A 14,445-nucleotide genomic window follows, 5' to 3' on the forward strand; every position below is an offset into this window, starting at 1 on the left:
CCGTCGGGAAGCCTGACCGAGCTCAGTCCGCGACGCAGAGCCCGACGTCCTCATAGCCCTCGGGCGCGGCGTCCATCGCGAAGAAGGCCGTACACTGGGTGCCCGGGATCGCCTGCTCGCAGGTGTCGGGCTCCGTGATATCGCAATAGTCCGCGCAGCACCCCACCCCCTGACAGCCCGGGATCACCGAGCTATCGACGCAATCGAGGCCCACGGCGCAGTCGTTGACGAGCGCGCATTCCTCACCGGACCCGGCGTCGTTGCCCGAGCCCGTCACGCACCAAAAATCTGTCCCGCCCCACACACACGAGCTCTCGGCGAGGCAGCCTTGCAGCAGCGGGTGGCAGCTCTCGAGGCACAGGTTGACCACGCCCTGACCGCTGATCGTGCAGCTCGAGCCCTCGGGGCAGATCGGAGCGTCGGGCTCACCGAGGCAAAAGGGCGTGCACACCCCGACGAGCTCGCCGTCGATGTCCATCGTGTTCCAGCAGAAGGTGTCGGCGTCGCAGTCGTCGGTCGAGTCGACGAGGCCACCGTAGACGCAGGCCTCGCCCGCCGCGTTCGCGCCGAGGACGGGCACGCACTTGTGGGCGTCCCACCCGGGCCCCCCCTCGCTCGAGTAGGGCACGCACTTTTGACCATCGGGGCAGTCTTGCGCGAACGAGTCGCAGGGGCCCGTCGGCATGTCGGCGCCGTCGTCGGTGTCGCCGTCGCCGTCGCCGTCGCCGTCACCCGGGTCGCCGTCGCCGTCGCCGTCACCCGGGTCGCCGTCACCGTCGCCGGTCGTGTCCTCGGCTCCGGTCGAGCTCGTCTCGGTCTGAGGGCTCGACCCGCACGCGACGAGACCGAGCGTGAGCAGGGCGGGAGCACAACGAGAGGCGAAGCGACGCATGGCTCGATCGTATCAGGAACCATGAAGCGCTCGCGCTCACGAAACCTGCGGAAGCGACCCCGGGTCAGACGGCCGTGGCGCTGACTCGACGACGCATGTTGCTGTCCCTGGCTTCGCTGGGGCTCCTCGTGGGTACCGGCTGCAGGCGCGTCAGGGCCAACGCGAAGCCGCCCGAGCCCGCGGGCCCGATGTCGATCCTGATCCTCGGCGGGACCGGCTTTTTGGGCCCGCACTTTGTCCGCGAGGCGGTCGCGCGTGGCCACAGCGTGACCCTGTTCAACCGGGGCAAGACCAACCCCCACCTGTTCCCCGAGCTCGACAAGCTCCGCGGAGATCGGCGTACGGGTGATCTCGCGGCGCTCGAGGGCCGCCGCTTCGACGCCGTCATCGACACCTCGGGCTACATCCCCGAGCACGTCAGCGCTGCGGCCACGCTGCTCGCGACCAGCGGGCAGTACCTGTTCGTGTCGAGCGTCTCGGCCTACCGCGATCAGGGCAAGGCCGGGCTCACCACAACCGACGCCCTCGCGCCGCACCCGGAGCCAGGCAACAACGAGCTGCCGACCTTCTACGGCCCGCTCAAGGCCCTGTGCGAGGAGGCGGCCGAGGCCGCGATGCCGGGCAAGACCACGATCATTCGGCCTGGGTTGATCGTCGGCCCGGGCGATCCGACCGACCGCTTCACCTACTGGCCGGTCCGCATCGCCCGCGGCGGCGAGATGATCGCGCCCGGAGAACCAAGCGATCCGGTCCAGCTGATCGACGCCCGCGACCTCGCGGCGTTCATGGTCGACTGCGTCGAGCGCCGCCTGACCAGGGTCTACAACGCCGTCGGCCCGGCGCAGACGCTCAGCGTGGCGGCGATGCTCGAGGCCGGAATCGAGGCGCTCGCGAGCGAGGGCGAGGCGGCGCCCGAGCTGACGTGGATCCCCGCCGCGTTCCTGGCCGAGCGAGAGGTCATGCCGTGGGTACACATGACCGTGTGGGTTCCGCCGACGGACGAAGAATTCGGCGGCCTCGGATCCGTGGACGCCTCGGGCGCGATCGCCGATGGTCTGCGCTTTCGCTCCGTCAAGGAGACCATGACCGACACGCTGGCGTACTGGAACGAGCTGCCCGACGAACGCCGGGCGGAGCCCCGCGCCGGGTTGGCGCCCGAGCGCGAGGCCGAGGTGCTCGCGGCGTGGCGAGCTTCGGGCGGGTGAGCCAGGTCTGGCCGCGCGCGCGGCCAGCAACGCTGACCGCCTCCAGGCGTGGTCGTCGAGGCCACGGCGCCGCGTGCCTCGTCGAGCGGCTCAGTCCTCGGCGTCTTCGATGATCGGCGTCAGCTCGGTCAGATCGGGCAACAACACGAGCTCGATGCGGCGGTTCTTCTTGCGCCCGGTCTTGGTGTTCTTGGCCACGGGGTCGAACTCGGCGTAGCCCGCGGCGCTGAGGTGCTCGGGGACCACCCCCTGCTCGATCAAAAAGCGGGTCACGGTCAGGGCGCGCTCGGTCGAGAGCTGCCAGTTGTCGGCCCACTTCGACTTCTTGGTCGGCTGGTTGTCGGTGTGGCCCGAGACCTGGATGCGCTGGTCTTTCATCGACGAGAGCGCGGCGCCGACTTTCTCGAGCGACTCGAGCCCCTTGTTGGACAGCTCGGCCTTGCCGACGGCGAACAGGACCTCCGAGGGCAGGGCGATCACGGGCAGGCCGTTGCGGACGTAGACCTCGAGCTCGCCCGCGGCGATCAGCTCGGCGAGCTTCTCGTTGAGTTGGCGGAAGGCCTCGAGCCGCTTCTCGGCCGCCTCGCGCTGGCGCCGAAGCTCGGCGAGCTCGTCTTGGGTCGCGGCGAGCTGGTCGGCGAGCCGAGCTTCGAAGTCGGACTCGGCGGCCGCGAGTTGGTCGTGACAGGCGGCGAGCTCGCTCTGGAGCCCGGCGTGGGCCTTGCGGGCGGTGTCGAGATCCGTGAGCGCGCTTTCGTACTCGGCTTGCGCGACACAGCCCGCGAGCGAGAGCAACGCGACGAGAAGGAAGGACGAGCGGAACATTTGGGTAGGCTACGCGAACCCGAGCCCGAATGGTCGTCGCTCGCCGAAGAACGATCGCTTTGGCAGGTGGACCGGTGGATCAAAACCCGGGGCGTCGGGCACATCCACGCGCTTCGGACCGACGGCGACCAGAGCCTGCCAGTATTGCGCGGGCAGCTGCACTCGGGATCCACCGACCCAGAGGTTGGTGAGCGTGACCTCGAGTGCCTGCGGTCAGAACCGGATCGAGCCGCCGAGCATGAACCCGCCGTCGGGCGTCGGCGCGCCGCCGAGGCCGAGCTTGTGCTCGCGCAGCTTCGCGACGGTCGCGTCGTTCTTGTGTACGAACAGCAGCGTGGTGAACAGCACCGTCGAGGCCGCAAACACCCCGGTTGCGATCCAGCCCACGGTCGCGGCCGCGGCCATGTTGTCGGCCTTGATGCAGACCTCGGTGACGGCGGCGTTGGTGACCTCGTCGGGCCGGTTCGGGTCGGGCGGGGTCTTGGCGAGGGCGCACAGATCTTGGTCGCTGTTGGGATCGATGTCGTTGCTGGGCTTGCCGTCGTCGAGGGACGCCGCGGCGGCCGCGAGCAGATCTTTGCGGATCGGACCGTCGGGGCTGATCGCGACCGTGGTCCCGATCGCGGTCCCGAGCCCGGCGAGCATGAACGCAGCGCTGACGCCGACGCCCACGTACTTCCAGGTCGGCCGCGGCGAGTAGGGGCCCCACACGAGCTCGCCGTTGGCGGGCTCGGGGTTGTCGGTGCCGGGCTCGACGCCCTCGGTGGTGTCGGTGGTGTCGGTGGTGTCGGTGGTGTCGGGGATGTCGGGCTCGGTCGGGGTCGTCTCGATCTTGTAGAGTTCGTCGATCAACGAGGACGCGGTCTTGCCCAGCTCCGCCTCGCTGAAGGCGAGGAAGGGCACCGTCCGCTCGATCCTGTTGTTGAGCTCGCCGGTCTCGACGTTGAGTGACTTGAGCTCGACGAAGTAGTTTTCGCCGATCTTGATCACGGTGCCGAACACCAGCGCCGACGAGCCGAGGGTCGCGCCGCCCTGGGCGAAGCAGGCCAGATCGTCGTCGCCGCAGCCCATGGTCAGCTTGAGCTCGGCGAGGCTCATGGTGTTGCCGTCGTCGAGGCCGCGCTGGTTGAGGTCCCAGCGGATCGCGTCGGCGAGCGCGCCGACGTGGTCGCCCTCGCCCTCCATTCCGAGGAAGGTGGTCTTGTCATCGAGCGTCGAGGCCTCGGCGAGGCCCGGCGTGACCGCGAGCAGAGCCGCGACGGTGACAGAAGCGATGAGGCTGGATGAAAGGCGGCGGCGGAACATGGGAGTCGTCCCGTCGCGCTCGACGGGCATGACAAAGTGACACGTCCGGTCGCGACTGAAAAGGGTTTGGCTCCTGCCGTGCTATCGTTGCGCAGGGGAGCTCTGGGCGAGACCGACGACACGCCTGAAGACGAGCTGATCGGTGGGGCAGCGGCCTCCGGCGAGGCTCCGCTCGCCGTGCCCGAGCTGCCGCCGCTGCGGATCCGCGGGAGCCTGGCCGCGCGGATCGTGGCTCTGGTCGTGCTCGTGGTCCTCGGAACTGGGGCGGCCGCGCTGGTCATCCGTGCTCAGGTCCGCGGGTTGGGGGCCAATTTCGACCTCCTGACCGGGGTGTACATCCCGTTTCAGACCAAGCTCCTCGGGGCACAAAACCAGTCGCAGCGGATCGCGGGCTTCGTGATCAGCCACGGCAACCCCGAGGCCCAGCTCGACCGGGCCGAGGAGCTCAACCTCGAGGAGGCCCTCGAGCTCCGCGCGCGGCTCGTGGCCGAGGTCCGCGCGCCGCTCGAGCAGGCCCTCCAGCACCCCGACCGTCTCGGCGGCATCGAGCAGCTCGACGAGGTCCGGGCCCTCGATCGCCAGGTCGCAAAGCTCGCAGAGCTCGTAGCGCTCGATGAAGGCGTGCCCGTCAACGAGGTCCTGGCCGACGCGCCGCACCAGGCCGAGATCAGCCGCCGCTTCGCCGAGCTCGAGGTCCAGGCCAACGGCGCGGTCCGAAGTCAGCGCGACACGGTCATGGAGGCCGGTCGCGCGGCCGAGCAGCGTGCGCTGATCATCACGATCCTGGCCGCGATCTTCTCACTGATCGCGACCTTGTTCGTGATCTTGACCCTGCGACCGCTGCGGCGGCTGGCCCCGAGCGTGCGCCGGATCGGTCGCGGGGAGTGGCGCGAGCGGATCGAGGTCGGCGAGCGACCCGAGCGGGACGACGAGGTCGCCCGGCTCGCGCGTGAGGTCAACCTCATGGCCGCGACCCTCGAAGAGCGCGAGCGTCGGCTGCTCCGCGGTGAGCGGCTCGCCGCGATCGGCCGCCTCGCTGCGCAGATCACCCACGAGATCCGCAACCCGCTGTCGAGCGTTGCGCTCAACGCCGAGCTGCTCGAAGACGAGATCGACTCGCTCGGCGCGGCCGAGGGCGTGGGCGAGGCCCGCCAGCTGCTCGCGCGGATCAGCAGCGAGGTCGATCGGCTCACGCAGATCACCGAGGCCTACCTCGGCTTCGCCCGCCGGCCCAAGCCGCAGATGGCCAAGGTCGATCTCCGGCGCGAACTCACGGACTTGCTCGATTTCACGGCCCAGGAGCACCAGCGTAACCGCGTGGAGGTCGTCCGCGAGCTCCCGAGCGCGCCGGTCTGGGTCGAGGCCGACGCCGGCCAGCTGCGCCAGGCGCTGCTCAACCTGCTGCGCAACGCTCAGGAGGCCGTGCTCGAGGTCGCGGTAGATCCGCTCGACGCGGGCGCGGACGTCGGGGATCTGCTCGACGACTTTGACGGCGAGCCCGGGGCCAAGTCCGCGCTCGCCGCCAAAGCGGCCGCGACGATCGTCGTCTCGCTGGTATGTAAGGATGGCGTGGCCCTCGTGGTTGTCGGCGACAGCGGCCCTGGCATCCCCGTGCCCGAGCAGGGCGGCATCGAGCGCATCTTCGAGGCCTTCGTGACCAGCAAGACCCACGGAACCGGGCTTGGTTTGCCGATGGTCCAGCAGATCGCCGTCGACCACGGCGGCGCCGTCCGGCTCGCCTCGACCGGGCCGCAGGGCACCAAATTCGAGTTCGAGCTGCCCGCTTGCGATCCTCCGGCCGCGTCCGTATCCTCCGAAAACTCGGCGTGAGGCTCGCTAGGGCCCCGTCCACAGGAACCCCACATGTCCATGCGCCGCTTCGCCCCCGTCTCCTTGTTGCTCGCCGGCTTCACGATCAGCGCTTGCACGGCCATCTTGGTCCCCGACGAAGATGACGACGGCGTCACCCGGTGCAACACGACCGAGGACTGCAAGGAGCCCGAAGACACCCGCTACACCGCGCAGTGTGTGTTCGGTGAGGGCCAGCCCGAGAACTCCGACAAGATCTGCGCCGCGGCCTACGACGAGGTCAACTGCAGCCCCGAGGCCTACGCGGGCGACCACCCCTTCGCCGAGGCCTACGATGCGGCGACCAGCAACGAGGCCAAGGCGGCCTACGGCAGCTGCATCGAGGAGAACCGGGGCACGCGTGGTTGTGCGCCCCGGCCCGACGGCTGTGACGCGGGCCTCGAGGCCAACGCCAACAACATCTGCGACGATCCCACCGAGGCCATCCCCGCGATCAACCCCGCCAAGGTCGGCGGCGTCGAGATCGCCGGGCAGGACGTCCAGGATCAGTTCTGTCGGTCCTTCTTCTGCGATGAGGCCTTCGTCTGCGACACCGGCGGGTCCAAGCCGATCTGCAAGCCCTGCGAAGCGGGCGAGGAGTTCGGTACGGGCGGCTGCGGCACGCTCTTCATCCAGGGCCAGCCCTCGACGGTCTACACGAGCCTCGACAGCGCCAACTGTGACGGGGACCTCGAGACCGAAGATGTCATGTTCGGGGCGACCCCGGTGCCGCCTGGGCCCTGATCGGTCCGAAGTGATAGCGTGAGGGCATGCAGCTTCGCGCGTTGGGCCTGAGTTTGTGTCTGGGCTCGTGTCTGGGGCTGCTCGCGTGCGGCGGCGGGGACGAGGCGTCGGCGGCCGACGGCGACACCGGCACGGACGCCTCGACCGACGAGCGCGGGACCACGGGCGAGAGCACCGAGACCGAGACCGGCGCCGAGACGGAGACCGAGACCGGCGAGACCGAGACCGGCGAGACCGGTGAGCCCCCGGGCAACCTGTTCTTGTCCGACGAGCTGCTCAACATCGCCCACCGCGGCGGCGCCAGCCTGCGCCCCGAGGCCACGCTGATCGCGTTCGAGAACGCCCTGGCCGTCGGCGCCGACGTGCTCGAGTTCGATCTCCACGCCAGCTCCGACGGCGTCATCGTGGTCATGCACGACGACACCGTCGACCGCACGACCGACGGCAGCGGCGCGATCAAGGACATGAGCTTCGACGAGCTGCGGATGCTCGATGCCGGGTACACGTTCACGACCGACGGCGGCGAGACCTACCCCTACCGCGGCATGGGCCTGCAGATCCCCACGCTCGAGGAGGTCTTCGAGGCCTTCCCCGACGCGTACTACATGATCGAGATCAAGCAGGCCGAGCCCTCGATCGTCGCGGATCTGCTGCCGATCATCGCCGACCACGGCGTCGGCGAGCGCCTGGTCCTCGCGAGCTTCGAGCAGATCACCCTCGACGAGATCCGGGCCCAGGACCCCGCCCAGGTGACCACGATGTCGGCCCCCGAGATGGTCGACCTGTTCAGCATGGGCGCCGAGCCAGGCTACGAGCCGCCCGCGCTGTTCATCCAGGCCCCGTGGGAGGTCGTGGATCAAGAGCTCGTCGACGTCGCGCATGGCCACGGGATCAAGGTCCACCCGTGGACGGTCAACACCGAGCCGCTGATGGAAGAGCTGATCGGCTACGGCGTGGATGGGCTGATCACCGACGACCCGGCCCTGCTCGACAGCCTGCTCGGGGGCTGAGCATTGGGTAGCGGACAACGCGCGGCGTTGTGTATGCTGCGCCGATGACCAGAAGTCGCGCCGTCAGAATACCTCGGCGCCAGCTTCGACGCGCAGATCTTCAGCGAATCTGCGTCCGACCCGAGCGTGGCGCCGGGGCCCCCGCTTGGGGGCCCCGGTCAGCTCAGGGGCACTCCGGAGCGACGTCCTGGAGATCCAAGGACGCGGCCATCTCGACGGTCTGCAAGGTCGCCTCGGGGTTGTGCTCGGCGCAGCCGCCCGTGACGATCGCTACTCCGTCCTCGTCGATGTCGAACACGATCGTGTTGCCGGCGTCGTCCTCGAACCGGCTGTTGGTGACCTGCAGCTGCGCGCCAGTGGTCACGTGCAGCTGGGCCTGGGTGCCCGAGCCGCCGCGCTTGTTGGGGTCGAGACCCACGCAGTCGATGAGCTCGCCCTCGCCCCAGAACCGAAAGTTGCGCTTGTTGTCGACCGCGATCGCCCGGATCAGCGTGGTCTGGGTCGACTTGAGATCGTAGCCGCCGTCGGTGTTGCCGGCGGCGAAGGTGTCTTCGAACACGAGCTCGGTGTTGCCGCGCTCGCTCGAGAAGCCGTCCGCGTTCCAGTAGCCGTCGACGTCGAGTTGGCGATGATTGAGCATGACGGTGCGGCGCACGACCGCGTCGTGGGCGGACTGGTAGAAGGTCAGCCCGGTCGAGAAGGCCTCGTACTGCTGGGACTCGGAGTCACCAAAGACATCCTCGATGAGGACCTCGTGGGTCTCGTACTGCAGCCGCGCGACGGCCCGCGCGTAGCCGCGGACGCTGATGTCTTTCAGGACCAAGCCGGTGATCGTCGACTCGGTCTCGCCGCCGCCGGCGTAGTCCTCGAACAGGCGGTGGACGTTGTGGGCGACCACGTTCTCGATCTGCAGATCCTCGAGGTTGCCCGTGGTTCGCCACACGCCGTTGCCTTGGTTGGCAAAGCCGAGGTTGATGAAGCGCAGGTGATCGGCGCCGGGCCGGAGCCGAAACACCGTGCCCCCGGTGGCGCCCTCGGGGGTCCACGGATCCGCGCGGGTCCCGACGAGGTTCGGGCGGCCGGTGTCGTGCCAGTCTTCGCCGACGCCGCGGATCACGATCGGCGCGTCGGCGCTGCCGCCAGCGTTGATCCCCAGCTCTGAGTTGACCATGTAGTCGCCCATGCCTGCATGGATCCAGATCTCGTCGCCGGGCTCGGCGTCGGCGATCAGCCCCGGCAGCTGGCTCAAACTGGCCGGGTCTTCGAGGCTCGCACCGGTCCCGCCCCCAGCGGGGGTGATGTGAAAGACCACGCCATCCGGGCCGTCGCGCAGCGCACCCGCACCAAACAGCTCGAAGGCCGACAGCAGCGGCATCTCGCTGCCGGGGACACCCACGAGCTCGATGTCGAGCCACGCTTGAGCCTCGATCTCGACCACCACGCTGGCGGCGGCGCCACCCTCGACGAGGGCCGACAGATCCAGGACCTCGCCGACGGGCTCGCCGTCGATGACGAGCTGGGCCAGGCGTGTGCCCGAGCCCGCGGACGGGCCGGAGAAGTGCAGGCGCAGCTGGTAGGGGCCAGGCTCGACGGGCAGCGTGTAGCGCAGCTGGCCCGTGCCGCCCGCGAGCGCGGGCGGCTCGACGCGGGCGCTGTCGAGGACCTCGAGGGGCAGCTCGGCCGGCACCGTTGGCCCGGGCATGACCGAGTCGAGCGCGAGGATCTGGGTGTCCGGGCTGGAGCGATAGGGCGAGGGATCGGCGTCGTCGCCATCGTCGGCGAGGAAGTCCGCGATCGCCGGGCCGCCGACGTTCACACGGACGACGGGCGGACCGAGCTCGATGTCTCCGTCGGTGTCGGTGTCGGTGTCGGTGTCGGTGTCGGTGTCGGTGCCGGTGTCCCCGTCGGTGCCGGTGCCCGTGCTCGTGTCGGTGCCGTCCTCGGACGAGGTGGTGCTCGTGTCGGCGTCGGTCGACGCCGTGTCGCTCGACTCGGTGCCAGCTGACTCAGCAGCTTCGGTCCCGTCCCCAGCCGGTTGCGAACAAGCCACGAGCGCGGCGGTGGTCGTCGTGATGCAGAACTTCGTCCAGTGCATGTGCGCGCAGGCTACCAGCGTGGCTGGGCTTCACCAGCGGTCCTGCCCGTCGGGGAAGGTCACGGGGATGCCGACGAGGAGGTTCGAGCTCTGGATCTGGATCTGGATCTGGGCGACCGAATTGTTGACCGTGGCGAAAGCCGGGACCGGGTCGTGGGTGGCGTTGCCCTGCCCGGCGGCTGAGCGCGCTCAGCCCGGCTCTCGCACGTGAACCTCGCGCGTGCGCGCGTCGACGATCTTCGGCTCGCTCACCCGCAGCTCGAGCGCCCCGCGGACGTCGATCGCCTCGATGTCCTCGAGCGCGATCCCCTCAGCGAGCGGAACCTGCACGAGCCTGCCGCCGGGGAGGTCGGGCAGCGGCCGCGTGTCCGTGCCGAGCTCGAGCTCGCCGGCTTCGGTGCTCAGGACCACGCGCAGCTCAGCGTCGAGGCTGGGCTCGGGCGGCGTCGGGCTGTCGTTGACCCACCACAGCGTCTCGCCTTCGGGCTGGACGATGCCCGTGAGCACGGTGCGCGTGTCGCCCGTTGGAGCTGGGGCCGCGCCCTGCATGTTGGCGCCAGCGAAGGCGGTGAGCACCGTCTGCACGTTGTAGCTGCGCGTGAACCGGTAGTCCGAGATCCAGTAGGGCCGGCAGTAGCTCATGAAGTCGGTGTAGCCGAGCGGATCGTAAAACTGCGCGGTGTAGGGATCGAGGCCTTGAGCTCCGAGCGTCGCGTTCTCGTGGGGGTAGAGGGGATCGGGATCGGCGGCGCCGCCACAGGGGGCGTGCTGAGAGCCCTGCGCGTGGCCGATCTCGTGGACGGCGGTGTTGACCGACTCCTGGATGTCGTTGGGGTTCCACAGGCCCGCGCCGTAGCGCATGACCGAGTCGCCGAGGGTCGGGGGCACGTTGTTGACGGGCGCGACGCCCAAGATCCCGTCGGGGATCACGGAGCAGTCGTCGAGCAGGATCAAGAAGAAGGCGTCGGGGATGTCGGCATACTCGGCGCGGATCGGGCCGACGACGGAGAGCAGCTCGATCACGTTGGTCGGCGAGTTGATGTCGACGCTCAGCGAGGTGTCGATCGTCACGCCGTTCGACTCGATCGCGCTCCAGGCCTGGAAGCCCGAGCGGATCGCGTCGAGCTCGTCTTCGGGCAGCACGCTGGTGTCGGTCGAGCAGCCCGGCACGTCGTAGTGGACCCCGACGATGTAGAGGTTCAGCTTGGCCGGATCGGGCATGATCGGCATCGCCGTGTTCTTCTCTCGCGGCCACCGGGTCTTGCCCGTCGACTCGGGGATCTCGGGGTCGGGGTCGGGCTCGACGACGGTCACGCTGTAGCGCATGCCCGGGACCACGTCCTCGGGGTCGAGGCGCCAGTAGAAGCTCGTGAGCAGGTCGGTCGGCTGGGACTTTCCGACCACGAAGGGCGGATTGCCGGCCTCGCTCTCGCGGTCGTCGTAGACGACCTCCTCGCCGTCGGGGCCCTCGACGTGGAGCCGGGCGACGAGCGGGCGCGGCGTCCACTCGAGCGGCGGATCCCACAGCGCCCGGACCCACATGTGCCGGTTGGGGATCAGCGGGACGCCGTAGGTGGTCGGATCGACGACCTTGCCGTCTCGGTAGATCGGCTGGACGACCGACTGCGAGATCTCGATCGAGGTGATCTCGAGGTCGCCGCGGACCGGGCTGAAGGGCTCGGGCCCGCTTGTCTCGCCGTCCCCGGCTTCGACGTCGTCACCGCCGCACGCAGCGAGGAGCAGGGCGATGGCCAGGCTGGAGGCTCGGGCGGGGCGCATGGTGAAGTATAGACCCTCGGTCAAGCCCTGGGCCCCATTTGCCCTGGTGGTCGGGATCTTCGATGATCGGGGCTCATGTCGAGCACCCGCATGTTGGTCGACGGCGTCCCGCTGCCCGCCGAGGGCGCGCCCGGGAGTCTGAGCGACGACCAGATCCTCGAGCACTTCCTCGACTGGACGATTGAGGCCGGGTTCGAGCTCTATCCGCACCAGGAGGAGGCGGTGCTCGAGATCATGGCCGGGCGCCACGTCATCCTCAACACGCCGACGGGCTCGGGCAAGTCGCTGGTCGCGCTGGCGATGCACTTCCGGGCCCTGTGTCGCGGCGAGCGGGCCTACTACACCTCGCCGATCAAGGCGCTGGTCTCGGAAAAATTCTTCGATCTGTGCCGGGTGTTTGGCGCCGAGCGCGTTGGGATGCTGACCGGCGACGCGGCGCTCAACAACGACGCCCAGGTCGTGTGCTGCACGGCCGAGGTCCTGGCCAACATCGCCCTGCGCGACGGCAGCCAGGCCAAGGTCGACTACGCGGTCCTCGACGAGTTTCACTTCTTCGCCGACCGAGACCGCGGCATCGCCTGGCAGATCCCGCTGCTGACCCTGCCCCAGACCACCTTCATGCTGATGTCGGCGACGCTCGGCGACACCGCGCGCTTCGAGCACGAGCTCGAGACCCGGACCGAGCACGAGGTCGCGCTGGTCAAGTCGAGCGAGCGGCCGGTCCCGCTCGAGTTCTCGTACTCGCAGTCGCCGATCCACGAGACGATCGAGGAGATCGTCGAGGGCGGGCGCGCGCCCGCTTACGTTGTCAACTTCACCCAGCGCGAGGCCGCCGAGCTGGCCCAGGCCCTGACCTCGATGAAGCTGATCGACCGCGAGCAGCGCGGCCGGATCAACGACGCGCTCCACGGCTTTCGCTTCGACACGATCTACGGCAAGGACATCCAGCGCTTCATCAAGGCTGGCGTCGGGCTCCACCACGCGGGCTTGCTGCCCAAGTATCGCCTGCTGATCGAGAAGCTGGCCCAAGACGGGCTGCTTCAGGTCATCTGCGGGACCGACACCCTCGGGGTCGGGGTCAACATCCCGATCCGCACGGTCTTGTTCACCAAGCTGTGCAAGTACGACGGCGAGAGCACCAAGATCCTCGCGGTCCGCGACTTCAAGCAGATCTCGGGGCGGGCCGGGCGCAAGGGCTTTGACGAGCGCGGCTGGGTGATCGCGCAGGCGCCCGAGCACGTGATCGAGAACCTCAAGCTCGAGGCCAAGGCCCGCTCGGCCAGCAAGCCCGGCAAGAAGCCCAAGAAATTCGTGCGCAAGAAGCCGCCCGAGCGCGGCTACGTCCACTGGGACGAAGACACCTTCAAGCGGCTGGTCGAGGGCGAGCCCGAGACCTTGCAGGCCGCGTTTCGGGTTGACCACGGGATGATGCTCAACATCCTCCAGCGGCCCCAGGCGCAGCTGTGGGACCCCGAGCGGACCGACGGGGGCTACCGGGATCTGCTCCGGCTGATCGCCGACTCGGGCGAGCGCGCCGTCGTCATCACCGGGCTCAAGCGCGAGTCGGCCCAGCTGTTTCGCGCGCTGCGGGGCGCGGGCATCGTCGAGCTGCGCCCGCGCGAGGGCGGCAAGCGGGGCCGCTGCGTGTTCGTGGCCGAGGAGCTCCAGCGTCACTTTTCGCTCCTGCAGGCCCTCGGGCTCTACCTCGTCGAGGCCCTCGAGCTCCTCGACCCCGACAGCGAGGGCTACCCCCTGCACGTGATGAGCCTGGCCGAGGCGATCCTCGAGAACCCGCGGGTGTTGCTGATGCGCCAGGAGTCGAAGCTCCGGGGTGATCGCGTGGCCGAGCTCAAGGCCGAGGGCATGGAGTACGACGCGCGGATGGAGGAGCTCGAGAAGGTCAGCTACCTCAAGCCCGACGTCGAGTTCATCTACGATACGTTCAATAATTTCGCCGCCAAGCACCCCTGGGTCGGGACCGAGAACATTCGGCCCAAGTCGATCGCCCGCGACATGTACGAGCAATGGGCGACTTTCAATGACTATGTAAAGACCTACAGCCTCGCGCGCAGCGAGGGCTTGCTGCTGCGGCACCTGCATCAGACCTACAAGACCCTCGACCAGACCGTGCCCGACGCCTACAAGACCGAGGCCCTCGTCGACGCGATCGCGTGGCTACGCGCGACGATCGAGCGCGTCGACTCGAGCCTGGTTCAAGAGTGGGAGCGGATGCTCAGCGGGGCCCACGAGGTCGACGAGCGCCTGGCCGAGAAGCTCGAGCGGATGCGGCCCGAAGAGCTCGACATCTCGCTCGACAAGAAGGAGTTCTACGCACGAATCCGCGCAGAGCTCCACCAGCTGGTCCACGCGCTCGCGCGGCAGGACTGGGAGGAGGCGCTGGCCTCGTTCCGCGCCCGGCCCGACGCCGAGGGCAACGAGTGGGATGAGGCGCGGCTCGAGTCGGTCATGGCCGGGTACTACTCGGAGTACGAAAAATTGGTGTTCAGTCCCCGCGCGCGGCAGACCGATCGCACGCAGATCACCGAGCAAGCGCGGCACCTGTGGGGGGTCCGCTACACCTTTGTGGATCCCGAGGATGACGGGTTTTGGTACATCGAGGGTGAGGTGGATCTGCGCGAGGACCCCTCACCCGAAGGGCCCGTGGTTCGAGTGTTGCGGATCGGGACTTAGGCCTCGGCCTGAGTCAAGCGCTGCGCGCTCGACCTCACCCCAAACGCTCGC

The 14,445-nt window shown here is 68.9% G+C and carries 10 protein-coding genes; 5 read left to right on the forward strand and 5 right to left on the reverse strand.

Translation table 11 applies throughout. The features are described 5' to 3' along the window. Nucleotides 1-22: 22 nt before the first annotated feature. Entirely contained in the window at nt 23-892 is an 870-nt protein-coding gene (locus tag ENSA5_RS23700; RefSeq protein ID WP_181198072.1) for a ribulose phosphate epimerase, read from the reverse strand. Nucleotides 893-1,080: 188 nt separating this feature from the next. On the opposite strand from ENSA5_RS23700, the gene ENSA5_RS23705 reads away from it, so the two are divergent. Then, complete coding sequence (locus ENSA5_RS23705) at nt 1,081-2,097, forward strand: NAD-dependent epimerase/dehydratase family protein (RefSeq protein ID WP_106394000.1); 1,017 nt, start codon at nt 1,081-1,083, stop codon at nt 2,095-2,097. A gap of 90 nt (nt 2,098-2,187) precedes the next feature. On the opposite strand, the gene ENSA5_RS23710 is transcribed toward ENSA5_RS23705, so the two are convergent. Further along, the gene (locus tag ENSA5_RS23710) at nt 2,188-2,922 is read right to left on the reverse strand and encodes an OmpA family protein (protein WP_106393967.1); all 735 of its coding nucleotides are present in this window, start codon (nt 2,920-2,922) and stop codon (nt 2,188-2,190) included. A 213-nt stretch (nt 2,923-3,135) separates the two neighbouring features. Then, entirely contained in the window at nt 3,136-4,227 is a 1,092-nt protein-coding gene (locus ENSA5_RS23715; RefSeq protein ID WP_146156037.1) for a hypothetical protein, read from the reverse strand. Between the two features lie 78 nt (nt 4,228-4,305). Between ENSA5_RS23715 and ENSA5_RS23720 the strand changes: the two genes are divergently transcribed. From ENSA5_RS23720 to ENSA5_RS23730, 3 genes are read left to right on the forward strand one after another with little or no spacing between them, the layout of a single operon-like run. Then, nucleotides 4,306-6,057 (forward strand): sensor histidine kinase, encoded by a 1,752-nt coding sequence (locus ENSA5_RS23720; protein WP_181198074.1) that lies wholly within the window; start codon nt 4,306-4,308, stop codon nt 6,055-6,057. Nucleotides 6,058-6,090: 33 nt separating this feature from the next. Then, nucleotides 6,091-6,819 (forward strand): hypothetical protein, encoded by a 729-nt coding sequence (locus ENSA5_RS23725; protein ID WP_106393970.1) that lies wholly within the window; start codon nt 6,091-6,093, stop codon nt 6,817-6,819. A gap of 26 nt (nt 6,820-6,845) precedes the next feature. Beyond that, nucleotides 6,846-7,829 carry a glycerophosphodiester phosphodiesterase family protein gene (locus ENSA5_RS23730; protein WP_146156038.1) on the forward strand — a complete coding sequence of 328 codons (984 nt, stop codon included), beginning with the start codon at nt 6,846-6,848 and terminating at the stop codon, nt 7,827-7,829. Between the two features lie 163 nt (nt 7,830-7,992). Here the strand turns inward: ENSA5_RS23730 and ENSA5_RS23735 are convergent, their stop codons facing one another. Both ENSA5_RS23735 and ENSA5_RS23745 read right to left on the reverse strand, forming a co-directional pair. After that, nucleotides 7,993-9,924 carry a hypothetical protein gene (locus tag ENSA5_RS23735; protein WP_106393972.1) on the reverse strand — a complete coding sequence of 644 codons (1,932 nt, stop codon included), beginning with the start codon at nt 9,922-9,924 and terminating at the stop codon, nt 7,993-7,995. A gap of 189 nt (nt 9,925-10,113) precedes the next feature. Then, on the reverse strand, nt 10,114-11,703 hold the full coding sequence (locus ENSA5_RS23745) for a hypothetical protein (RefSeq protein WP_106393974.1): 1,590 nt from the start codon (nt 11,701-11,703) through the stop codon (nt 10,114-10,116). 75 nt (nt 11,704-11,778) lie between these two features. Between ENSA5_RS23745 and ENSA5_RS23750 the strand changes: the two genes are divergently transcribed. Beyond that, nucleotides 11,779-14,394 (forward strand): DEAD/DEAH box helicase, encoded by a 2,616-nt coding sequence (locus ENSA5_RS23750; RefSeq protein WP_106393975.1) that lies wholly within the window; start codon nt 11,779-11,781, stop codon nt 14,392-14,394. Nucleotides 14,395-14,445 lie beyond the last annotated feature (51 nt).

Source organism: Enhygromyxa salina (assembly GCF_002994615.1).
GTDB lineage: Bacteria > Myxococcota_A > Polyangia > Nannocystales > Nannocystaceae > Plesiocystis > Plesiocystis salina_A.

Coding starts and splice junctions, on each gene's coding strand:
- ENSA5_RS23705 (WP_106394000.1), top strand. CDS start 1,081: ATGTCGATCCTGATCCTCGGCGGGACCGGCTTTTTGGGCCCGCACTTT.
- ENSA5_RS23735 (WP_106393972.1), bottom strand. CDS start 9,924: ATGCACTGGACGAAGTTCTGCATCACGACGACCACCGCCGCGCTCGTG.
- ENSA5_RS23730 (WP_146156038.1), top strand. CDS start 6,846: ATGCAGCTTCGCGCGTTGGGCCTGAGTTTGTGTCTGGGCTCGTGTCTG.
- ENSA5_RS23750 (WP_106393975.1), top strand. CDS start 11,779: ATGTCGAGCACCCGCATGTTGGTCGACGGCGTCCCGCTGCCCGCCGAG.
- ENSA5_RS23715 (WP_146156037.1), bottom strand. CDS start 4,227: ATGTTCCGCCGCCGCCTTTCATCCAGCCTCATCGCTTCTGTCACCGTC.
- ENSA5_RS23700 (WP_181198072.1), bottom strand. CDS start 892: ATGCGTCGCTTCGCCTCTCGTTGTGCTCCCGCCCTGCTCACGCTCGGT.
- ENSA5_RS23745 (WP_106393974.1), bottom strand. CDS start 11,703: ATGCGCCCCGCCCGAGCCTCCAGCCTGGCCATCGCCCTGCTCCTCGCT.
- ENSA5_RS23725 (WP_106393970.1), top strand. CDS start 6,091: ATGTCCATGCGCCGCTTCGCCCCCGTCTCCTTGTTGCTCGCCGGCTTC.
- ENSA5_RS23710 (WP_106393967.1), bottom strand. CDS start 2,922: ATGTTCCGCTCGTCCTTCCTTCTCGTCGCGTTGCTCTCGCTCGCGGGC.